This is a genomic window from Streptomyces sp. NPDC093591 (genome assembly GCF_044764885.1).
In the GTDB taxonomy this organism is placed as follows: Bacteria; Actinomycetota; Actinomycetes; order Streptomycetales; family Streptomycetaceae; genus Streptomyces.
On the sequence record NZ_JBIWIY010000001.1, the window covers coordinates 1 to 21,694 of the forward strand.

Sequence of the window (21,694 nt, forward strand, 5' to 3'; positions counted from 1 at the left end):
CCGGCGTCGCACCGACGTGGTCGGCATCTTCCCCGACCGCACCGCGCTGATCCGCCTGGTCGGCGCGGTCCTGGCCGAGCAGAACGACGAGTGGACCGAGGCCCGCCGCTACATGGGACTCGACCTGCTCGCCAAGGCCCGCCTCCACCCGATCGAGTCACAAACCGACGAGACCACCCTGCCCACCGAACTCACCGCATAGCCTCAAAACGAGATCACCGAGTGGCCGTCAATACACCACTTCGGCGGACGTGACCACGTAGCGTGCTAATCGTGTCGGGTTGCCTGGCGTACAACAATGCCTCCAGGCAACCCGACTTCAGGCTCTAGAAGAAGCCAAGCTTCTGAGGGCTGTAAGAACAAAGAATGTTCTTCGTCTGCTGGCGGTACACGGCTCGGATGCCGTTTGACCGGCGAAAACTGCTCCGATGCTCACAAGGTGCGGACGGCTGGTCCGGGTATGGTCCGGATCTTGGTTCGAAGAGTTCGTGGTGATGAGCGCTGCTCGCATGTTGCGCTCGTACAACGATGACGGCTCGGCACTGCTTCGAGACGCGACGACGGGCCGCAGAAGACTGTCCTGACCGGGCTGCGCCAAGGGTGGATCCGGCGCTGGCGGAGACCAGCGGCGTTTCTTCGGCCCGATCCTACAACTGTGGCGCTGTCCTCGCAGGGCCGCGACGACATTGCGTTGAGAATTCGTCCCGTGAGGGCTCGGTTGGTCGAGGCGACGCGGCGGTGGGTTGATCAGGTCCTACCAGTGCCTTCCGATCTTGTGACGCCCCCGGGCCGTGGTCGCGGAACCACGGTTCGAAGGGTCGGCTCCGGCGAAGTATGGCTGTGAGTGAGCTTCCGCTGCTTTTAGCCATTCGTCGGCTCGTGAGCGAGCGGCTCGTGGGCTACGGCAAGAACCAGCGGGCCGGAACGCTCTCGCCAGCCCAAACTGCTGATCACCATCAACCATGGCCAGCAGATCGGCGTGGACGAGCCGCCGGTTAAGCGTCTGTTCCTGTCACTTCCCGTGGCCACGACTGCGCCGATGGGTAACTCGCCGGCAGTCAAGCCTTCCTCAGCGACTTCCATGGCCCATCCGACCAACTGTTGAGGGGTCATACTTCGTGGCTCCGAAGGTTGATAGACCTGTCAATGCCCAGCGTGAGGATTCTCCCTCATCACATCGGCAGATCGATCAGCATGCATTGAGCCTTTTCCACCCTCACTCTGAGCTAGTCAGATGAAGGGTGAGGACGGCCTGGACGAGGCTGGTGATCCGGGTGGTCGAGCACCGCAGTTTGCGGAGGAGCCGCCAGGACTTGAGGGTGGCAACGGCCTGCTCGACGAGGGCCCGGATCTTTGCGTGGGACCGGTTCACGGCCTTGTGTCCTGTGGAGAGGTTGTCCCACCGTCCCCAGCACGGAATGCGGACCGTTCCGCCGGCACCTCGGTAACCTTTGTCGGCCCAGCACGGGATGCCGGCGTCGGCGAGGGCGTCGACGATGCCGTGTTCTCGGGCCGCGCGGATGTCGTGGACAGCGCCGGGCAGGGCCGGTGATGCCCACAGCAGTCGGCCGAAGGGGTCGGCGATGACCTGCACGTTCATCCCGTGCTTCTTGTGTTTGCCGGAGTGGAACGGCCGGTCCGCGGCAATGCGGTCAATCGGCAGGAGCGTGCCATCCAGGATCAGATACGCCTTCACCGACGCGGTCCGCACCGCGTCGACCAGGGTGGGGGCCAGAGTGGCCAGGAGCTCGACCGCCTCGGTGACATAGCGGTAGGCCGTCGTGGTGCCCACGCCGAACCCGGCTGCGAGCTGGGCATACGTGTGTCCCACCCGCAGATGGGCGAGGGTGAGCAGGGCCTGGCGGCCGGCGGTCAGGCGCCGCCACCGGGAGCCGATCGCGCGGCGGTGGCGCCGCAACTGCTGCGCGAGGAAGCGGAGGGCAGAGCTGGACACGTCGACGCCCGACGGGTAGACAAGCATGTGAAGCCTCTGGTGGAGACGGTTCTCTTGGTCGAAAACCCATCTACCAGGGGCTTCACCACGTTGTCAGCCCAACTGACCTACTGCCGAAGCAGGTTGGAAAAGGCTCATTGTCAACGGCCACTCAGTTCGGCTCTGATCAACATTTCGGGATGACTGAGCGTGATCGGCTCACGGGGTGAGCAGGACACGGCGCCGGAGGAGGTCAAAGTTGGCCCGCCCGTACCCCAGGCGTTTGAGGTACTTGACCCTATTGCCCCTTCGGGCCGAGCGGCGCCGGGTCCGCGCCCAGGGGCCGTTTCCGGTCGGCAACCCATGGTTCGTCCGTCCAGGAGACATCGAAGAGTCCCTGCTCGCGGAGGGCGGCGAGGAACTCGTCAGGATCGAAGTATGCCTCCGGGTCGACGACCCCGGTTCTGACACGGCCATGCGCGGCCATCAGCCGAACGCCCACAGCGGCACAGCGTCCCGTCAGGGCATAGGCGTGCAGGTCCTCGGACCGCGCTGTCCTGTACGTGCGCACGATCCGCTCACCGTCCGCCGTCGTTCCCCGGACCTCCGTCATGCCGGCCGACTGACCGTGATACAGCGGGCTTTCGATTCCACCGAGGCGCTCCCAGATGATCTCTGCCGTGAGAGGCAGGTTCTCCTTGGAGAGAAGGCCGTACTTGTTCAGCACGCGCAGGTCGTTCATCACCTCCGGCTGCCACGTCCCCCGCACCGCGGCGAACCGGATGCTTGGGAAGTTCCTCGGGAGGGACGTCGGTTCGGGATGCGGCCTGTAATACACCTCCAGTTGCCCGAACGCGCCGCCGAAGTCAACGACTCGGGCTCCGTCGAAGGGCCCGGCGGGCACATGCTTCCCGTCGAGGTAGTACGTGCGGCCGGGACTGTACTCAGCCCCTTCCCACAGCATGGTGTCCAACGCGCCGCGACTCGCCGCCATAGTCCGGAACAGGGCGAACAGGATCTCCACCTCCTCGACGCGCATCGACCGGGCGGCGTGACCGACAAGTATGTTGCTCAGCCCGGGGCTCAGGCCGAGCCCTGGAACCGCGGTGATTCCCCGCGCCGCGGCCTGCGCGGCCTGCTGCTCCGAGGGCTCGGAGATCAGATCCGTGTAGTCGATGCCCGCATCGATCGCCATCGCGAAAACCTGGTCGAACAGCACGAAGCTCAGACAGTTGACGAGCAGTGACGCACCGTCGAGCACCTCGGCGGCCCTTCCTGGTTGGAGGACGTCCGCCTCGATCACCTCGACGTCATCGCCGGCAAGCCCGCGCAGCGTCGTGACGTCGATGTCAACGAGCCGCAGCCGCAGACCTCCGGTGCTCACGAGATCCTGGGCGAGGGCGAGGCCGACGGCACCCGCAGCCCCCAGAACCACGATCGGCCCGCGACCGGCCGCGTCCACCTGCTCGTCGGAACGGTCGCGGTCTCCCTCACCACGCGCGGTCATCGGCCGTCCTCATCCATCGTGGTGAACCCGGCGTGGAGCCCGCGCGGGCCACGTCCCTCGTGGACGAGACCCACGTCGTGGCCGGTGTCGTCGGACGTCGCTCGACGACGAGTCCGACGCGTTGGGCAAGTGGCGGGAACAGATTGGCCATGGGGTCTCCGTCGTTCCGTCGGGAGGGGGCTTTGCGGTGTGAGCAGAACTGTGCGGGTCGGCCCAGCGGCCAACGGTTGCGCCGACACCCGCTGCTCGCCCAGTACGAGGAGCGCGGTTCACTCGGCACCTCTGGTGCTCATGGGCCTGCGGGGTAGCACGATCGCCGCCAAATACCCGCCGGTCGGGCGTCGTAGTACGGAAGTATCGCGTCCGGGCAGCACGCGTGGTTGGGTGACCGTGCCAACTCATCCGGGCAGGGCGCCAATCGGAGCGGCACCGCCGCTCGTTGTCGTCGAGCGCGCCACACGGCCGGAATACGCGCACACCTGCCCCGACTCCCGCTCGAGCGAGAGGTGTGATCAAGCCCAGGCAGAGAAAACGCTCCGGATACGAGGTAGTGACCCAAAGCGTAACTTGGTGTCACACTCTGCCCCTGACTGAATCTGCTCTTTGCAGGAGGCTGGAAATGGCTGAGGTAGCGGTGACCGCCCGGTCTGACGGCCGGTTCCAGGCTGTCGGTCCCGTCGACTCGGAGATCGTCCAGTCGTGGCGCAAGGCCTGCGCCACGGGCCTGCTCGCCGAGTCCGTGTGGTTCCCGGACGGACTCACGACCTATCGCGGGCGCATCCGTCGGCGCAGCCTGGCCGACCTGACAGTCGTGGAATTGGAAGCCGACCCTTTCAAGGCGCGCTGGAGGCCCGGCTCCCGGGGCCGTGGCTACCTCGGAGTGGCAGTGACCACCCGGACGTTCACGGAGAGGGTCACGCTCGGTGAAAATAGCGAGCGCTTGCTCAGTGCGCCGATCACCATTTGGGACACCACGGTGCTCGCGGAGACCGAGGTCCTGACTCCTATGGCACAGACGGTCCTGCTGGTCCCCAAGCGTGTCCTGCCGCTGGGCCGCTGCGATCTCGTTGAGGTGATGGGCGATGTGGTGGACCGGAGTGACACGGCTCCGCTGCAGCTTCTTCGTGCGCTCACGCTCGCCGCGGTCGCTCAGGCCGATCGCATGGGCCTGGCGGTGGTCGCCGCGACTCGCAACGCGATCGTCGAGGTGTTGTCGAGTGTGCTGGACGACCGTGGTGAGACGTCGAGTGCTGCAGTGAGTGAGGGGATGCGTCTGTCGATCGTGCGCTGGGTGGAGGAGCGTCTGCATCTGGGTCAGCCTTCGCCGGCGGAGGTCGCCGAGCGGCACGGGATCTCGGTTCGGTCCCTGCACCGGTTGTTCGGCGGCACGGGTGAGTCCTTCGGGGCGATGGTTCGGCGTCGGCGTCTGGACCGGGCTCGCCGTGATGTCATCGCGACCGACGACATGGTGCAGTCCATCGCGATGCGGTGGGGCTATGCCGATGCCAGTCAGTTCATCTCCGAGTTCAAGCGTGTCCATGGAGTCACTCCGACCGCCTACCGCCAGTCCTGCCGCGAGGCCACCGCCTGACCGTTCTCCGGGGCCCGCACCGCAGCAGAGAGGTAGGAGTCGTGATTCCATCCGTGCCGGACGCGGACGGGCTCCAGTCCGCGAGTCTCCTGACGTGGGCGTGCTCTCGCACGTCCGCGCCCAGGCCCGCCGACATCTGCTGCGTGTGCTGCCGGTGGGGTTCTCGGAGGCCGTGGCCGGGCTCCTGGTGCAACGTTCGGGACGCGGCCCGCACGCACGCACCCGCTTTACTCCGAGTCCGGCAAGGGGCCCCGGCTCAGGGACGTCGACGGGACCGGCTACGTCGACTACGTCCTGGCTGAGGTCCGATGTTCCTGGGCCACGTGCCCCCGCCCTCACCGCGGCCGTTGATGCCCAGACCGACGTCGGTGTCCAGTACGGCGGCGGCAACCTCAGCGAGGTCGTCGCCGCTCAGAGGTTCCTCACCGCCTTGGGCTGGGCCGACCGAATGCTGTGGACCAACACGGGTACCGAGGCCGTCCAGGTGGAGCTGCGTCCGGCGCGCGCCCACCGGCAGGGACGTCATCATCAAACTCGCCGGTGCCTATCGTCTGCGGCGCCATTGCGACGACAAGGGCGCTCTGCTGATCTTCGAGGAGCTGGTCACGGGCATGCGTTTGGGACTCTCTGGCGCCGCGGGACAGGTCGGCGTCGTCCCGGGCCTCGCGACATAGGACAGGGCGATCGGGGGGGGGCTCCCGGTCGCGGCGCCGAGGTGTGCGACGAGCTCCATCCCCGCGCCGAGCGGCAACGGGAGCTCTACGACTGGCTGATGGCCCACGGGGAGAGCGTGCTGACGGGTGACTCGTTCTTCCATCTCGCGGCGCTCGGGCAGTCCCTGCCGGGCCTCAACCTGTGCGGGGCGGTGCGTGTGGTGTGCCTGATACCCGGTCGGCGACGTCTACGCCTGCCCGTTCGCCATCCACGAGCATCCCTGTCGCGCCGGAGGGCGCTCGGTACGGCATCCTGTGCAACGCCATCAGGCCCGGCACGGTATGGACCGCCATGGCCGAAATTCAGGAAGTCCTGGACAAGTTCGCCGGCCAGGAGGGAGCCGGCACTCCCGACATACTGGAGCCGGCGGGCTACCCCTACGGCCTCCCCCCCAGATGAGGATGAACCCCGAGGTGTGCGCACACCGCGCTCTACCTCAGCTCGACCTCGCCTCCGTCGTCACCGGCGCCGCCATCCCGGTGGACGGCGGCCACCTGCTGCTTCCTGGCTTCAACCACGCCCCGGTCCAGCCGGAATGACATACCGCGTAGGCAGCCAGGGCAGGAACGGGCCCCTCAGGCGAGCCGACGGCACACATCCCGTCGCAGCCGCCAGGATCCTGTCCCGCCGCCCCCGTCCCACGCTATGCCTCGCACCTGGCAGTGCCTGCTCCACTCGCCGTCCCGAAGAAGCTGCCGTGCCCAGGGGGGCGTGCGGTCCCGCGTCTCTCACCGGGTGCGCGTCGGATGCCGGTCCCCGCCGGCTCGCCCGCAGGCCGGGGTCGCCGCGCATGACGGCACCGACGTGTCGGTGGTCGAGAGCCGAGTACCGCACGCCCGCCGGGAGTGGGCGCCTCGCGTCGCCCTCGCCCGATCGATTGGCAGTCTGAGCCAATCCCCGGCACTCGCCCGTCCGCACAATTCCAGCCAAGACAGGGCCCGCGGTCGCACCCGGACACACGGGCCCCCGGACCGGCACCTGCGCACCTTTCCCAGAGCGAGCAGGCGAGCCAGCGCCCTCTCCTCCACGCCTCTCTCCGCACGATGCCCTCGAAGGCGGCCACAGGTGCTGTCGCCGTCTCACCGCGATTCGCGGACCACCTCCAGGAGCTCTCCATGAAGCCACCCGTCCGGACACCCGCACCCTCCGCGCGGCGGCACTGCCGAGCTGAGGAGGCGACGACATGACCGAGCCACTCACCAGCAACAGCGGGGACGGCTCCGTACCTCTGGCGGATGAGCTCGACCGGGGCCGTCTCGGTCGGCCACAGCTCGTCTCCTTGGCGGTGGCCTCCTTCATCCCGGCGGTTGGCATGTCGACCGCGCCGCTGCTCTTCTTCCAGAACGGCGGCTTCATCGCCTGGCCCGCGGCGATGCTGTCCATGATCGCGGTGATCGCCGTGGGACTGAGTGTCTCCGTGTTCGCCCGTCGGTACGTCGCGACGGGTTCCCTCTATTCCTACGTGGGCAAGGTCTTCGGGCCCTGGGCCCAGGTGATCGTGGCGGCGGCGCTGCTCCTCGGGTTCGTCATGCAGCTCGGAGGCACGTCCAACATCGTCGGCATCTACCTGGGCAGCTTCCTGACCACCCTGGGCGTGCAGAACGCGTTCGGGTTCGGTATGCAGGCGCTGATCCTGGGGCTGACCCTGGTCATCGTCGGCCTCATCGCCGCGCGTGGCCTCGACACATCCCTGTGGGTGATCGTGGGGGCCACGATCGTGACGGTGCCCGTGGTCGCCTTCATCACGATCGACAGCGCCACCACGACCGGACTGCACCTCGGCGAGCAGCTGCGCCTCGCGGACCTCCCGGTGAGCAGCGTCTTCCAGGGCATGGCCGCCGGCATCGCGTTCCTCGTCGGGTTCGAGAGCTGTACCGCTCTCGCCGCGGAGACGCGGGACCCCAAGCGCAACGTCCCGCTGGCCCTCATGTCGGTACCCGTCGTGCTCGGTGTGCTGTACCTGGTGGCCACCTTTTTGCAGGTGCCCGGGATGGCGGCGACGGCGGACGCGCTTGCGGCCGGTGCCTCCCCGGCGTCCGCGCTCGCCGGGCTCGCGGGTCTGCCCTCGTGGTTCTCCGGCGCCGCCGACCTGATCCTGGCGATCGCGACGTTCGCCGCACTGGTCGCGTTCGCCAACTACGGGTCCCGCTACCTCGCGACGCTCGGTGTCGACCGCATGATGCCGGCCTGGGTGAAGTCCATGAGTCGCCGGCAGACGCCGGTGGCGGCGATCGTGACACTGCTGGTGCTGGCGTACCTGTTCCTGATGGGGACGTACGCGGCGGCCGGTGACTTCCTCAGCTCCTACAGTGCCGTCGCGGTGGCGATCGTGTACTGCTGGGTGCCGATGTACCTGCTGATCACGGCCGGTGCCCTGGTGCTCATGGCCCGGGATCGGGTGTTCTCGCCGGTGGCCGCGATCGGCTCGGTCGTCGGCTTCCTCGCCATGGCTTACCTGTACGTCAACGGGGTCATCAACCCGCCCGCCCCGCCGGCGGACGACATGACGTGGGTCGTACCGCTCGGCATCCTCGTCCTGGTGGCCGCCTTCGCGGTGGCCCGGCGCCGGGTCTCGGCGACGGGCGCCGACGAGGGACGGGCCACCGCCACGGGTGAGGACGCGACACCGCTCGCCGGCGGCACGCGGAAGCCGGGCACCGGCGGCACCTGACCGGTGGCACCCCGCGGACATCGCTCCGTGTGGTACGGGAGGATCCGGCAAGGTGAATCCGTTCCGCACGGAGCGAGTCCGTCGCCACCTGCCGGAGCCACCCCGCGAAGCCGAAGGCCGACGCCTGAGGCAACAGCGCACGGTGGCCGGAAGGTCCGATCTGGCCACCCTCGCCCGGCGTCGCGGGGCAATCGCTGCCGGCCTGCCGGGGGCCGCACGGGAGATGCCTCGGGACAGCAGCCATATGAATGCGCAGGACCGCGCAGCCGTGCCCACAGGTGGTCGGGGAGGGAGCGCCACAGCGCCCCGATCCACCGCGCCGACCGGGAGCCGGCGGGCATCTGGCACACAGATCCCATCGGCTGGCGTGCGAGGTCTTTGGCCGACGTGCCGACTGCGGGTGTCGTAGGACCGGACGTTCAACTACGAGGTGGGAGGACGGATGACGTCGACCGACGAGAGCCTGCTCGCGAACCTGGGAGGACCGGGCACGGGGACTGTGGACGTAGGCTCCTCCCGCGTCACCTACTACGACTCGCTGGAGGAGCACCCCGGCCGCATGCCGGTCGTCCTCCTGCACGGCACCGGCGGGTCCACAGTTCTCCACTTCCGCTTCCTCTTCCCGATGCTCGCCACCGCGCAGCGCGTGATCGCGATCGACCTCGACACTCCCGCCGGCGCACTTCCCGAGGAGGGCCCGGCTCGCTACGCGGAGCAGGTCGCCGCGGTCGTCGAGCAGGTGCTGCCGGGACGCGGGGTCGCCCTGGCCGGGTACTCGCTCGGCGCGGTCGTCGCGACCACCGTCGCCGCCACCCGTCCGGAGTTCGTCGACAAGCTCGTCCTGATGGCCGGCTGGATGAAGACCACGCCGGGCCAGCTGCTCCGCAACGAGGTCTGGCTCGCGCTGCACAAGACAGGAGACTTCGACACTCTCGGCCGGTACATGACCTACTGCGCCTTCAGCGATGTCTTTCTGCGCCTGCGGACTTCGGCCGAGATCGAGCGCATCGTCGCCGGCGTCGCCACCAGCGACGCCACCCGTGCGCAGATGGAAATGAACCGGACGGTCGATCTCACCGGCCTGGCGCCGCGTGTCGAGTGCCCCACCCTGATCGTCGCGGGGACCGACGACCAGATGACGCCCCGACGGCAGGCGAAAGCGCTCTTCGGTGCGATCAAGGGCGCGCGGTACACCGAGGTGACCTCCGGTCACGCCATGGTCGTCGAGCGCGCGTCGGAGCTGGTGCACCTTCTCTCCACGTTCAACGCGGCGCCCGACCGTCACCCCGCCGGATCCGTCCTGCCCGCGCGCCGGCCCTGACGCGCCGCACACGGCCGAGCATCTACTGAGCTTCTCTGGACGACACGTCAAAGGAGACCACGTGTCCGATTCGTCAACCCACCAGCCACAGGCTCCGCGCGAGGTCGAGATCCTGATCGTCGGTGCCGGCTTCTCCGGCCTTGGCATGGGCATCCAGCTGCGGCGCCAGGGCCACGAGTCCTTCGCCGTCATCGAGCGCGCGGACGACGTCGGCGGGTCGTGGCGGGACAACACCTACCCGGGCGTCGCCTGCGACGTGCCGTCGCCCCTGTACTCGTACTCGTTCCGCATCAACACCGAGTGGTCGCGGATGTACTCGCCCGGCGGCGAGATCTGGGACTATCTGCGCGATGCCGCTCGCGAGGAAGGCATCGAGCCGCACCTGGTCCTCGGCGCGGACATGCTTGAGGCGAAGTGGGACGCGGAGACCGGGCGCTGGTTCGTGCACACGTCGAACGGCGACTTCGTCAGTGAGATCCTCGTCTCCGCGACCGGCCACCTGACCGACGTCAAGTTCCCCGATGTGCCGGGGCTCGACACCTTCCGGGGCTCGCTGTTCCACTCCGCCCGCTGGGACCACGGGACACCGCTGGACGGCAAACGGGTCGGCGTCGTCGGTACCGGTGCCTCCGCACTCCAGATCATCCCCGAGCTGGCCGAGGTCGCCACCGAGGTCGTCGTGTTCCAGCGGAGCGCGCCGTATGTCAGGCCGCGCCGGGACCGGGCGTTCTCCGAGTCCGACAAGCAGCTGTTCCGCCGGGACGAGACGACCGTGCGCGAGATGCGGGAAGTCCTGTTCTGGGGAGGCGACTACAACTTCGCGGCCAGGCGCCTGCTGCCCTCCTTCCTGGCGGAGGCACGGGCCATGGCGCTCCGCCATCTGGAGAACCAGGTTCCTGACCCGGAGCTGCGGGCGAAGCTCACGCCCAACTACGAGATCGGCTGCAAGCGGATCCTCGCCTCCGACGTCTACTACCCGGCCATGACGCGGCCGCACGTCCGCCTGGAGACCTCGGCGCTCGCCGCCGTCGACGACACGAAGGCGGTCAGCGCCGCGGGGAGCGAGTACGAACTCGACGTACTCGTCTTCGCCACCGGCTTCGAGACCTACGACCTGCCGTCCTCCCGCCGCATCGTCGGAAGGCGCGGGCAGAACCTCGCCGAGCACTGGGGGGACAACGGCATGCAGGCCTACGACTCCGTGGCCGTGGCCGGGTTCCCGAACCTCTTCATGCTCAACGGACCGGGCACGAGCCTCGGGCACAACTCCCTCATCTACATGATCGAAACCCAGGTCGACCATGTCATGGGCGCCCTCGACTGGTGGCGGGCGAGCGGTCGACCGCCGCTGGAGGTCAGCCAGGACTCCGAGGAGGCGTTCGGCCGCGAGCTCGATCGACGTGCGGCCGGGACGGTACTGCTCCAAGGCGGCTGCAGCAGCTGGTACCTCGACCCGCGCAACGGCCGGGCCACGCTCTCATGGCCCGACTTCGCCCACCGGTTCCGGGACGAGTGCGCCACCTTCGACCCGGCCGTCTACGCGTCGACGAAGGTACTCGCCGGCGAGTGACGCCGACTGGCACTCGCGTGCGATGCGTTGGCGCCCGGCCGCAATCCAGCGAAGGACCCGCGCGGGCAGAGTCAGAGGGGGCGGACGTGGGCCCTCGCTGCCGGACCCCGGTCGCGGGGACGGAACGGCCGTGTCCCAGCGGGTGCGACCGGTCGACGCCGACACCAGCCCGTCCGACGGATCTGTCGTAGAGGAGTCCTTGTGGAGAGCAACAGCTTCAATCCGGCGGAGATCGCCCTTCAGCCGTACCCGACTGCCCCGGAGCGGCTCACACCCGGCACCCACATCAACGCCGCCCTCTTGTGGAAGCGGGACGATGGCAGCGAGGCCGGCGCGATCTGGGAGATGACCCCGGGCGTCCTGGAGGGCGTCCAGGGGAACGAGTCCTTTGTGATCGTCAGCGGGCGAGCGCGCGTCGACTTCCCCGACGGCCGCGTTCTCGAGTTCGCGCCCGGCGACGCCGGCGTCCTCGCGCCCGGCGACACATGCCGCTGGACGACGCTGGAAACGATCCGCAAGGTCGTCGTCCACCGCATGTCGTGAGCGGCTCGATCACCATCACCTTCGGCCGGAAAATGGGGAACGAATCATGACGACTCATCCGGACAGCACCATCGCCCCGAGTTCGGCCGCCGCGTGGGAGCGAGCGAAGAAGAGCATCGGCGGCGGTGTGAGTTCGGGGCTGCGCGCCGCCATGAAGCCGTACCCGATCTTCGTGGACCGGGCTGAAGGCGCCGTGATGCGGGACATCGACGGGCGCGGGTACATCGACTACATCGGGGGGTGGGGGCCGATGGTGCTCGGGCACTCGCATCCCGGCGTGCTGGCCGCGGTGAGGGAGGTGCTGCCGCGGATGCAGATGCCTGGCACAGGCCATGTGCTCGAGTACGAAGCGGCTGAGGCGGTCCTCGCCGCCGTCCCAGGCGCCGAGCGGCTGCTGTGGAGCAACACCGGGACGGAAGCCGTTCAGATCGCCCTGCGGCTGGCTCGCGCATGGACCGCTCGGAACCGGATCGTGAAGTTCGTCCACGCCTACCACGGCTGGCACGACACGGTGCTGGCGAGTGTCGCCTTCCACACCACCGGTGAGCGCGCCACGCCGAACACGAGGGGCCAGAACCCGCGAGCCATCGAGGACCTGATCGTCCTGCCCTTCAACGATACCGAGGCCGTACGGCTGACACTCGCGGGCGCGGAGTCGCTGGACATCGCGGCGGTGCTCATCGACCCCATTCTGAACAGCGGCGGGGGCGTGGAGCCTGATCCGGAGTTCCTGCAGACGCTGCGAGCCTCCTGTGCCGAGCACGGCGTCGTACTCGTCTTCGACGAGGTCGTCAGCGGCTTCCGGGTCGCCCGAGGGGGCGCGTCGGAGCGCTGGGGTGTCACTCCCGACCTGTGGGCGATGGGCAAGGCGATCGCGAACGGTTTCTCGCAGAGCGCCGTGCTCGGTCGCGCCGCGCTGATAGACCAGGTCATGGACGGAGTGGTGCACGCCGGTACTTACAACGGCAATCCCGTTGCGCTCGCCGCGGTGAAGGCGACGATGGCGGCCCAGGCGGAGCCTGGTGCCTACGAGGGTCTGGAGCGGCTCTCTCAGAGACTGCGGTGGGGCCTTGCCGACCTGTTCGAGCGGCTCGGTGTTCCGCTGCGGGCGCACGGCGTCGCATCGGTCGTCGGCATCTCGCCCACGGGGCGGGGCAGTGAGGAAGACCTCGGCCGGTTGACCGTGGAGTTGGTCCGGCGCGGAGTGCTCATGATTTCCCGTGGCGAGATGTTCGTGTCGATGGCGCACAGCGAGGAACAGATCGACGCGACGATCACCGCCTTCGAGGAGGCGTGCGTCGCCGCGGGCCTGACCGTGGGCCCGCCTCAGGCGCCCTGAAGTCCTGCCGGATCCAGCGACGTGCCCAGTGAAGCTGACGCCGGCACGCAAACGACTGGCTCCCTGAGCCAATCCGCAGTCGTGGCCCGGCGGGGACGATCGCTGTACTCGCCCTCGATGGGGTGTTGCGCCGTGGCGTGGATGGGGGGCCGGAGGCGGCCGCCAGGCCTCGCCTCCGGGGGATCGGCCGGTGATCGACTCCGTCGACAGGGCAGGAAGGGAACGCCGAATGTCCCAGCACTGCCCGGCGCGGGCTCAGCACCGGTGGAGACCGAATCCCTGCTTCGAGTCGGTCGCCGTCTCGCGCCGGCTCGGCCAGGCGCCAGCCTTCCTCGAGGCGTCCTACGAGTCCGTCTCCATGTGGAGGTTGTCGTGAAGTTCGCGGTGTTCAACGTCCCGTTCGCCCTGGAGTACGCGGCGGGGCACGAGACCCTCAAGGAGGTCATCGACTGGGGCGTGCAGACCGCCGCCTGGGCCGACGAGTACGGCCTCGACGAGGTGTACTTCGCCGAGCACCACACGCTCGGTGCCGAGCCGAGCCCCGCCCCCGACCTGATGATCGCCGCGGCGTCGCAGGTCACCCGCCGCGTCAAGCTCGGTGCCCTCGGCCATCTGCTCCCGTACCACAACCCGGTCGCTCTCGCGCACCGCATGCTGTTCCTCGACCACATGACCGGTGGGCGCTACATCGCCGGCGTCGCGCCGGGCGCCTACCCGAGCGACGCGCAGCTGTTCGACACGGGCAAGAACAACCCGGAGATGCTGGCCGAGGCCCTCGACATCATCGACGAAATCTTCCACAGGCCCGGCCCGTGGCGGATCGAGGGCAAGTACTGGAACGTCGACATGCCGGCCTACGACGAGCACATCGCGGGCCCTCACCTCAAGGCGCTGCAGGACGGCGGCCCTGAGCGCCTCATGACCGGCATGCAGCCGCACTCGCCCACGCTGGCGGAGGCCGGGCGTCGTGGTTTCAACCCGGTCAGCCAGGCCGTGCACGCCGACTTCCTCACGATGCACTGGGAGACGTACGCCGCCGCGGCGACGGCTGCCGGCTTCACCCCGTCACGGTCCGACTGGCGCATCACGCGCGACTGGTTCGTCGCCGACACCGACGAGGAGGCCCGTGAGCTCGCTCTGGGCGGCTCGCTCGGCACCATCGGCGCCTACAACATCGAGGTCTTCAAGTCGATCGGCATCGTCGAGCTGCTGGCGGGCCCGAGCACCAACCCCGACGACGTCACGCCGGAGTGGCTGATCGACAACTTCGCGATCGTGGGCTCGCCGGAGACCGTGGCCCTGAAGATCCGCGACCTCTACGAGCACGTCGGAGGCTTTGGGATGCTCATCGGCGCCTCCCATGCCAGAAGCAGTTCCAAGTCCTGGCGCCGCAGCTGGGAGCTGACCGGCTCCAAGGTGGCGCCGCTCGTGGCCGACCTGACCGGCCGACCGACAGCCCCATGAACTCCGGCCGGCTTCGGTGTCACACGGCGCCGAAGGCTCCCGGCCCCACGAAGAAGAGAGAGGACCCAGATGCGGGAACATGCGTCGCTCGACGGCAGGACGTTGCGGAATGCCTTCGGCAAGTTCCCGACGGGCGTCGTGGCGGTATGTGCCCTCGACGGCGAGGAGCCCGTCGGGATGGCGGTCTCCGCCTTCATGCCGGTCTCCCTCGAACCACCGCTGCTCAGCGTCTGTATCCAGCAGAGCTCGAACACCTGGCCGCGGCTGCGCCGGTGCGGTGCGATCGGGATCAGCGTGCTCAGCCGCGAGCAGCGGGAGCACGCGCAGCGTCTCTCGTCGAAGGACGGCGACCGGTTCGCCGGGATCGGGATGCTGGCGCTCGCCTCCGGCGCGGTCGTACTCGAGGACACACACGCCTGGTTCGAGTGCGAAATCGACGCCTCGTACGACGCGGGTGATCACATCATCGCCGTCATGCGGATCCTCGACCTGTGTGTGGAGCACGAAGCCGACGACCCGATGGTCTTCTACGGCAGCCGTTTCCGCGGCATCCGCCACCTGGGGGGCCAGCCCCACCCCGCCTATGCCGACGCTCCGATTCCCGCCACGAAGAAGAGAGTCTGAACCATGCTGCTCAAGGACAAGATCGCCCTCGTCACCGGTGCCGCTCGTGGCCGAGGTGCCGCGCACGCCCGGCACGTCGCCCGTGAGGGAGCCTGTGTCGTCCTCACCGACATCCTCGACGACCTCGGCAAGGGCGTCCCCGAGGAGCTCCGCGGGACCGGCGCCGACGCGAGCTACCCGCGACTCGACGTACGCGAGACCTCGGACTGGGAGAAGGCCGTCGCCGACGTTCTGAAGCGGTACGGCCGGATCGACGTCCTCGTCAACAACGCCGGTGTCTGTGAACTGTCCGACGTCGAGTCGACGACCGACGAGGAGTGGAAGTGTCACCCGCTCCGTCGCTCTGACCTACGCAGGTGACGGCATCCGCGCCAACGCGGTGGCCCCCTCGGTGGTGAACACCGCGATGTTCGCCAAGGAGATGGAGCACTTCAAGCAGAACGAGTGGTTCGACTTCGACCAGTGGCTCCAGGCCCAGCCCACCAGCCGCATAGCCGAACCCGGGGACGTCTCGAAGATGGTCGTCTTCCTCGCCTCCGACCTGGCGTCGTACTCCACCGGCGGTGTCTTCCCGGTCGACGGCAGTCTGCTCGCCTGACCGGCACCGGAGCCGGATTCCAGTCCGCCCACGTCCGACCCCGGCGGGAAGGCCACAGTCACATGATGATCAGGGGCGCGGTACTGCGCGCTGCCCCAGCCGCACCTCCCTACCGGGACGTGCGTCCCCTGGAGGTCGTATCCGTCGAACTCGCGGACCCCGGCCCCGCCCCCTGCCGATGCTGCTCGGTCGTAAGGCGGCCGGCGTCGTCGAGCGCGTCGGCGATGGTGTTCGTGACGTCCAGGCCGGCTCGCGTGTGGTGCTCGTCCATGTGCCGAGTTGTGGAAGCTGCAAGTTCTGCGGGTCGGGCCGACCGGCGCTGTGCACCACGGCCGCGGCCGCCAACTCGGCCGGTGATCTCGTGGGCGGCGGCTCCCGGCTTCGTGATGGTGTGCAGGTGCTCCGCCATCACCTCGGTGTCTCGGCGTTCGCGACGCACGCGGTGGTCGACCGCTCGTCGTTGGTGGTCATCGATCCGGATGTTCCGTTCGAGACGGCCGCACTCTTCGGTTGCGCGATGCTGACGGGCTACGGCGCGGTGACCCGCACCGCGGGCGTGCGTCCCGGAGAGTCGGTCGTCGTCCCGGGAGCTCGGGGGCGTCGGACTGGCCTCACTGATGTCGGCCGCCGCAGCGGGCGCGTGGCCCGTGGTGGCCGTCGATCCGGTCGAGCCCAAGCGACAGCTCGCCCCAGCGGTCGGCGCGACGCACGCCTGCGCTCCGGAGGACCTCGATACGCTGATGAACGAGATAGCCCCCGATCGATTCGACTGGGCATTCGAGGCGGTGGGTTCGGCCGTGGTTTTCGAGAGTGCTTACGCGATTACCGGCCGCGGAGGCGGCACCGTCTCGGTCGGACTTCCCCACCCGGCTGCGGTCCTTCAACTTCCCGCACTGAGCATCGTGGCGGAGAACCGGCGGTTGCTGGGGTCGTCCATGGGGACGGCGCAACCGGCCGTCGACATCCCCGCCATGATCGTCTTGTGGAAGGCCGGACGCCTGCCGGTGGACCGCCTGGTCTCCTCCGTTCTTCCGCTGGACGAGATCAACGGTGCTTTCGACGAGCTGGCGTCCGGTCGGGCTGTGCGGCAGTTCGTGCGACCGGGGGCATCGGCCGCGAACCGGGCTGAATCCTGACATGCTGGCTCAGTGAACGGTGTGGCGACGTCACCAGGCTCGCCGCTCTGGACGTCGTAGCGGAGACAAGCGGGAGCGAGCCCTACGTTCTCGGGCGCTTCGACCATGTCTACGTCGATCCCGAGTCCCGACGGCCCACAGCGGTACCGGCGGAAATCGTCGCCGCTGTGAGAACAGACGATGTTCGTCTGCGGCCCGTCCTCCGGCGTCAGGACACGCATGAGGAATACGCGTCCCGCACACCGGCGCGGGTCACCGCCGTGGCCTGGCCCGGCCCCCGGTGTGCGGGGTGGTCGGTTCGGGGAGGATGGCGTGCGCGCCCCGGCTGTTCGCGTGGTGTGTCATTCGGGCCGGGTCGGGGCGTGGTTGAAACCGGGGAGCAGCAGGTGGCCGGCGTCCACCGGAATCGCGGCGCCGGTGACGACGGAGGCGAGGTCGGAGTTGAGATAGAGCGCGGTGTGTGCGCACACCTCGGGGTCCATGAGCGTCTGGGGGAGGGCGTGGTAGTGGTAGCCCGCCGGCTCCAGCATGTCGGGCGTGCCGGCTCCCTCCTGGCCGGCGAACTTGTCGAGGAGTTCCTGGAATTCGACCATGGCGGTCCAGACCGCGCCGGGCTTGATGGCGTTGCACCGGATGCCATGCCGGGCGCCCTCCAGCGCGACGGTCTTCATCAGGCCGAGCACACCGTGCTTGGACGCGGTGTAGTGGCCGTGCTCCTCCGCCGGTTCCTCGCCGTTGATGGAGGAGGTCATCACGATCGATCCACCGCGCCGCTCGATCATGTGCGGCAGTACCGCCTTGACCGACCGCCAGACGCCGGTCAGGTTCACGTCGAGAGTGTCCTGCCACTGCTCGTCGGTCAGTTCGTGCACCGGCCCGAGGCTGATGATGCCTGCGTTGGCGATCAGGATGTCGATCTTGCCGAACTCCGCGATCCCCTGGGCGACGGCATCGTCGAGGTCCCGCTGCGAGCGCACGTCGGCGACCACGCCGATCGCGCGCCGGCCCAGCTTCTCCACCATCCGCACCGTCTCGGCCAGCTGGTCCCTGGTGCCCAGCTCGTACGGCACCGACGCGATCTGTGCGTCGATGTCCACCACGATGACGTCCGCGCCCTCGCGTGCCGACACCACCGCGTGTGCTCGCCCTTGCCCCCGCGCTCCGCCGGTGATCAGCGCGACCTTGCCGTCCAACAGGCCCATGGCCGTTCCCTTCGTCGTCCCCGCTCGTCGAGTCGCAGGTGTCGGTTCGCAGTCGTGAGTCCGGAGATCTGTTCGGTCAGTGCCGAGACGGCCTCCGGGCCTGTGGAAACGTCCGGAAAACGGTGTGTACTTCGAGCACCCGGCCGCCGCGGCCGCTGCCCTCGACGCCGACGAGAGTGCGCCACGCGCCGGGCTCGCATGCCGACGCCCAGGCGCAACACGCGGACGCCACGCCGCCTTCTCTCGCCCCCGCGCCCCGGGCGCGCACTTCCTGGTGGTCATACGTACCGGACGGTCCGCCAACCTGACCATGTCAGGTCGCGGCAACAGCCCATTGCGCTCGGGTGCCAGGCCGTATGCGGACAGCGCCACCGGCCGGGGCGGTCGGCGGCTTCGGAAGACCGCCGCCGGCCGGCACCCGCACTGCGCCCCCGGTGAGTCCTTAGGGGCGATGGTGCGTTGTCGGCGCCTATGGCGTCCGCCAGGTGGTGTAGCCGATCAACTACCCGGAATGCAGGGCGCGGTGCCTGAAGCCGTGTCCCCGCGGAGTGGCCGGCGCGCGGCTTACCGGAACGCGTCGAGCAAGGTCGCCTACACCACGAGGCGGGACATGACCTCGGCGCCCGGACCGGGCTCCTCGGGATGACATCGCGACCGCCGACAGGGTGCGGTCGCGGTCCATCACCATGCGTCGGGGCTACGCCGACGCCGGTCGATTCATGGTGCGGGCCGGAGGGCGTGTACGCCGCGCCGTTCGCCTTGGCCTGTCCACCGTCGGGTGTGATGCCCGACTCGCCCTCCGGGCTGTCACGGAGCGCGGATCGCGTGGCGCGCTCTGCCAATGCCCTCGCCGTCGCGCTGTCCGAAGGTGGAGCCCGGAGCAGGCGGCGCCAGGCAGCGAACCGGAGCATCGGCGAGATCACGCAGAACGACGCCGGGATCGTCCGACAGGCCGTCGGCCCGTCATGGACGCCGCTCTCCGGCGCCGTGGCCGGTCACTGAGGAAAGGACCCTTCTGTGCAGCCACGTTGGAGCAACTCCAGGGCGCTCCGGGAGCGGGTCGGCCGGAGCGTCGGCGACGGTGTGTCCCCCATCGGAGGATTCGGCGTCGTCCAGGGCCTGGCGACGGACGGCAAGGCGATCGGCGGAAGCCGCCCTGTCGTCGCGGTGGCCGGGTGTGCCGACGTGATCGGCCTCGTCACCAGGGCGCGGTCCGCTGCGGCACGTTCTACGGCGACCCGCTGTAGACCGCGGGGTGCCACGGTCTTCCTCGCCCCACGTCTGACCGGTTCCATCGGCCCCGCCGACTCGACGGTCATGCCGTCCTGCCAGCACCACGGATCATGAGGAGAGTGCCCATGGAAATCGGGCTGTTCTACGCGTACCAGTTCCCGGAGACTCCGCCGGCCGACGGGTTCGATTGGGACCTGCAGGTAGCGCAGTGGGGGGAGGAGTACGGCTTCCACGAGGCGTGGTTCTCCGAGCACTTCACTGTGGGGTACGAGCGCTGGTGCGCCCCCGAGCTCCAGATCGCCGCGGTGGCCAGGGAGACGACCAGGCTGCGGCTCGGCACGGCCGCGAACCTGTTGCCGTACCACAACCCCGTCGCGCTGGCGCACCGGCTGATGCAGCTCGACCACATGACGCGCGGGAGGCTCATGGTCGGCTTCGGCGCCGGTGCCTTCCCCACCGACGCGCAGCTGTTCGGCACCGAACTGCTTGCCCAGAACCACGAGATGCTCGCGGAGGGCCAAGAGCTCATCCGGAAGATCTGGGCCACCAAGGGCGAGGCACTGACCGTCAAGGGCAAGTACTTCCAGGTCGACATCCCGGCGCTCGGGGAGCTGAGCCTCGGCGGCCACTGGCGGCCCTACCAGGACGGCGGCCCCGAGATCGCGCTGGCCGGCTTCTCGCCGGCGTCCTCGACGATCCGCGACGCCGGTACCCGTGGCGACATCCCGATGTCCATCGCGTTCAGCGACGAGTACCTGGCCAGTCACTGGTCGGCCTACTCCGAAGGAGCCGCGAGCGCCGGGCTGACCCCCGACCGGCGGAAGTGGCGTGTGGTGCGGGACGTGATCGTCGCCGACACCGACGAGGAGGCGAGGGAGCTGGCCCTGTCCGGTCCGCGCCGCCGGATGTACGAGGAATGGGTCATCCCGCAGAACCTGAAGGCCATCCTGCACATGTTCCCGGGGCTGAAGGCCGAGGACGTCACGGTCGAGCTGTTGGCGCACTCGTGGATCGTCGGTTCGCCCTCGACCGTCGCGGACAAGCTGGTCGCCGAGCAGGAGAGCTCCGGCGGGTACGGCAGCCTGCTCCTCTACAACTTCGACTTCCACGACGAGCCCGAGGCGTACCGCCGCCACCTGGAGCTGCTGGGCACTGAGGTGGTCCCGGCCGTGACCGAGCGCGTGAAGAGGTTGCTCGCCGCTCGGTAGCCGTCGGCCCGTGCTCCGGTGTGCGTGCCGGAGCACGGCTGGTGGCAGCGGAGAACACTCCCCCGCCGCAACGGCGACAGCAACGACAACGGCAAAACGGCAACGGCAACGGCAACGGCAACGGCAACGGCAACAAGGGGTGCTCATGGGACTCTTGGACGGCAAGGTCGTCTTCGTCACCGGCGCGGCACGCGGCCAGGGGCGCGCTCACGCCCTTGCCTCGGCCCGCGAGGGAGCCGACGTCGTGGTGAGCGACATCTGCGCCGACATCGACACCGTCCCCTACGGGCTGGGCAAGAAGGAGGAGCTGGACGAGACCGTCCGGCTCGTGGAAGGGCTGGGCCGCAAGGCCGTCGGCGCCGTCGCGGACGTCCGGTCGCAGCAGTCTCTCGACGACGCCGTCACCCGGGGTATCGCGGAGTTCGGGAAGATCGACGCCGTGATCGCCAACGCGGGCATCCTGAGCGCGGACGGCGTCTGGACGATGTCCGAGCAGATGTGGCAGGACATGATCGACGTCAACCTCACCGGTGTATGGCGGACGGCCAAGGCGGTCATGCCGCACATGATCGAGCGCCGCGCCGGGTCCATCGTCCTGACCTCCTCGTCCAACGCCGACGACCCGGACGGCCTGATCGCCCACTACTCGACCGCCAAGGCGGGCGTCGTCGGGCTGATGAAGTCCATCGCCCTGGAGGTGGCCCCGTACGGAATCCGCTGCAACGCCATGAAGCCGGGGTTCATCAACTCGGCGATGACGTCGTGGCAGGGGATGCTCGACCTGTACGCCGGTCACGAGGGCGGCACCCTGGAGCACATGCGTCAGGCCGGCTACTACTTCAACGCCCTGCCGATGCCCATGCAGGAGCCGGACGCGGCGGCCCGGGTGGCCCTCTTCCTCAACTCGGAGCTCGCCTCGAACGTGACCGGTCAGCACTTCTTCGTCGACGCGGGCCACTCCGTGCTCCCGCGCACGAACATGCAGGCCGTCATCCCACCCGCCGAGGGCTGAGAAGCAAGCGGCACCGAACGACCGACGA

18 protein-coding genes and 1 pseudogene are annotated in these 21,694 nt (G+C 68.8%); 16 read left to right on the forward strand and 3 right to left on the reverse strand.

What is annotated here, in order from left to right:
* On the forward strand, positions 1–202 hold a 202-nt coding region (locus ACIREI_RS00005), incomplete at its 5' end, for a transposase (RefSeq protein WP_403325348.1).
* 1,014 nt (positions 203–1,216) lie between these two features.
* On the opposite strand, the gene ACIREI_RS00010 is transcribed toward ACIREI_RS00005, so the two are convergent.
* Both ACIREI_RS00010 and ACIREI_RS00015 read right to left on the reverse strand, forming a co-directional pair.
* Positions 1,217–1,981 (reverse strand): transposase family protein, encoded by a 765-nt coding sequence (locus tag ACIREI_RS00010; protein ID WP_403325351.1) that lies wholly within the window; start codon positions 1,979–1,981, stop codon positions 1,217–1,219.
* Positions 1,982–2,231: 250 nt separating this feature from the next.
* Entirely contained in the window at positions 2,232–3,440 is a 1,209-nt protein-coding gene (locus tag ACIREI_RS00015; protein WP_403325354.1) for a saccharopine dehydrogenase family protein, read from the reverse strand.
* 619 nt (positions 3,441–4,059) lie between these two features.
* Between ACIREI_RS00015 and ACIREI_RS00020 the strand changes: the two genes are divergently transcribed.
* The 13 genes and pseudogenes from ACIREI_RS00020 to ACIREI_RS00080 all read left to right on the forward strand — a co-directional run bounded on the left by ACIREI_RS00020 (position 4,060) and on the right by ACIREI_RS00080 (position 17,011).
* On the forward strand, positions 4,060–5,031 hold the full coding sequence (locus ACIREI_RS00020) for a helix-turn-helix transcriptional regulator (RefSeq protein WP_403325356.1): 972 nt from the start codon (positions 4,060–4,062) through the stop codon (positions 5,029–5,031).
* A 1,127-nt stretch (positions 5,032–6,158) separates the two neighbouring features.
* Positions 6,159–6,284 carry a hypothetical protein gene (locus tag ACIREI_RS00025; RefSeq protein WP_403325359.1) on the forward strand — a complete coding sequence of 42 codons (126 nt, stop codon included), beginning with the start codon at positions 6,159–6,161 and terminating at the stop codon, positions 6,282–6,284.
* A 644-nt stretch (positions 6,285–6,928) separates the two neighbouring features.
* The gene (locus ACIREI_RS00030) at positions 6,929–8,416 is read left to right on the forward strand and encodes an APC family permease (protein WP_403325362.1); all 1,488 of its coding nucleotides are present in this window, start codon (positions 6,929–6,931) and stop codon (positions 8,414–8,416) included.
* Between the two features lie 442 nt (positions 8,417–8,858).
* Complete coding sequence (locus ACIREI_RS00035) at positions 8,859–9,737, forward strand: alpha/beta fold hydrolase (protein ID WP_403325365.1); 879 nt, start codon at positions 8,859–8,861, stop codon at positions 9,735–9,737.
* A gap of 61 nt (positions 9,738–9,798) precedes the next feature.
* On the forward strand, positions 9,799–11,307 hold the full coding sequence (locus ACIREI_RS00040) for a flavin-containing monooxygenase (protein ID WP_403325367.1): 1,509 nt from the start codon (positions 9,799–9,801) through the stop codon (positions 11,305–11,307).
* A gap of 201 nt (positions 11,308–11,508) precedes the next feature.
* Positions 11,509–11,850: a cupin domain-containing protein gene (locus ACIREI_RS00045; RefSeq protein ID WP_403325369.1), complete on the forward strand. Its 342-nt coding sequence runs from the start codon at positions 11,509–11,511 to the stop codon at positions 11,848–11,850.
* A 46-nt stretch (positions 11,851–11,896) separates the two neighbouring features.
* Positions 11,897–13,189 (forward strand): aspartate aminotransferase family protein, encoded by a 1,293-nt coding sequence (locus ACIREI_RS00050; protein ID WP_403325371.1) that lies wholly within the window; start codon positions 11,897–11,899, stop codon positions 13,187–13,189.
* A 372-nt stretch (positions 13,190–13,561) separates the two neighbouring features.
* Positions 13,562–14,653, forward strand: coding sequence for an LLM class flavin-dependent oxidoreductase (locus ACIREI_RS00055; protein WP_403325374.1), 1,092 nt, complete (start codon positions 13,562–13,564; stop codon positions 14,651–14,653).
* Between the two features lie 69 nt (positions 14,654–14,722).
* Positions 14,723–15,277, forward strand: a complete 555-nt coding sequence (locus ACIREI_RS00060; protein ID WP_403325376.1) for a flavin reductase family protein — start codon at positions 14,723–14,725, stop codon at positions 15,275–15,277.
* Between the two features lie 3 nt (positions 15,278–15,280).
* The gene (locus ACIREI_RS00065; protein ID WP_403325378.1) at positions 15,281–15,637 is read left to right on the forward strand and encodes an SDR family NAD(P)-dependent oxidoreductase; all 357 of its coding nucleotides are present in this window, start codon (positions 15,281–15,283) and stop codon (positions 15,635–15,637) included.
* 19 nt (positions 15,638–15,656) lie between these two features.
* Complete coding sequence (locus ACIREI_RS00070) at positions 15,657–15,875, forward strand: SDR family oxidoreductase (protein WP_403325381.1); 219 nt, start codon at positions 15,657–15,659, stop codon at positions 15,873–15,875.
* 178 nt (positions 15,876–16,053) lie between these two features.
* Positions 16,054–16,281, forward strand: a pseudogene (locus ACIREI_RS00075) (alcohol dehydrogenase catalytic domain-containing protein); the annotation flags it as partial.
* 199 nt (positions 16,282–16,480) lie between these two features.
* A complete protein-coding gene (locus ACIREI_RS00080; RefSeq protein ID WP_403326833.1) occupies positions 16,481–17,011 on the forward strand; it encodes a zinc-binding dehydrogenase in 531 nt (176 codons plus the stop codon).
* A gap of 341 nt (positions 17,012–17,352) precedes the next feature.
* On the opposite strand, the gene ACIREI_RS00085 is transcribed toward ACIREI_RS00080, so the two are convergent.
* Positions 17,353–18,213: a mycofactocin-coupled SDR family oxidoreductase gene (locus tag ACIREI_RS00085; RefSeq protein ID WP_403325383.1), complete on the reverse strand. Its 861-nt coding sequence runs from the start codon at positions 18,211–18,213 to the stop codon at positions 17,353–17,355.
* A 1,358-nt stretch (positions 18,214–19,571) separates the two neighbouring features.
* Between ACIREI_RS00085 and ACIREI_RS00090 the strand changes: the two genes are divergently transcribed.
* Entirely contained in the window at positions 19,572–20,654 is a 1,083-nt protein-coding gene (locus ACIREI_RS00090; protein ID WP_403325386.1) for an LLM class flavin-dependent oxidoreductase, read from the forward strand.
* A gap of 145 nt (positions 20,655–20,799) precedes the next feature.
* Positions 20,800–21,666 carry a mycofactocin-coupled SDR family oxidoreductase gene (locus ACIREI_RS00095; RefSeq protein WP_403325389.1) on the forward strand — a complete coding sequence of 289 codons (867 nt, stop codon included), beginning with the start codon at positions 20,800–20,802 and terminating at the stop codon, positions 21,664–21,666.
* Positions 21,667–21,694: the final 28 nt, after the last annotated feature.

Bases quoted from the DNA above. Each gene is read 5' to 3' on its own strand.
- ACIREI_RS00010 (WP_403325351.1), bottom strand. From the start codon at position 1,981: ATGCTTGTCTACCCGTCGGGCGTCGACGTGTCCAGCTCTGCCCTCCGC.
- ACIREI_RS00015 (WP_403325354.1), bottom strand. From the start codon at position 3,440: ATGACCGCGCGTGGTGAGGGAGACCGCGACCGTTCCGACGAGCAGGTG.
- ACIREI_RS00020 (WP_403325356.1), top strand. From the start codon at position 4,060: ATGGCTGAGGTAGCGGTGACCGCCCGGTCTGACGGCCGGTTCCAGGCT.
- ACIREI_RS00030 (WP_403325362.1), top strand. From the start codon at position 6,929: ATGACCGAGCCACTCACCAGCAACAGCGGGGACGGCTCCGTACCTCTG.
- ACIREI_RS00035 (WP_403325365.1), top strand. From the start codon at position 8,859: ATGACGTCGACCGACGAGAGCCTGCTCGCGAACCTGGGAGGACCGGGC.
- ACIREI_RS00050 (WP_403325371.1), top strand. From the start codon at position 11,897: ATGACGACTCATCCGGACAGCACCATCGCCCCGAGTTCGGCCGCCGCG.
- ACIREI_RS00060 (WP_403325376.1), top strand. From the start codon at position 14,723: ATGCGGGAACATGCGTCGCTCGACGGCAGGACGTTGCGGAATGCCTTC.
- ACIREI_RS00065 (WP_403325378.1), top strand. From the start codon at position 15,281: ATGCTGCTCAAGGACAAGATCGCCCTCGTCACCGGTGCCGCTCGTGGC.
- ACIREI_RS00085 (WP_403325383.1), bottom strand. From the start codon at position 18,213: ATGGGCCTGTTGGACGGCAAGGTCGCGCTGATCACCGGCGGAGCGCGG.
- ACIREI_RS00090 (WP_403325386.1), top strand. From the start codon at position 19,572: ATGGAAATCGGGCTGTTCTACGCGTACCAGTTCCCGGAGACTCCGCCG.
- ACIREI_RS00095 (WP_403325389.1), top strand. From the start codon at position 20,800: ATGGGACTCTTGGACGGCAAGGTCGTCTTCGTCACCGGCGCGGCACGC.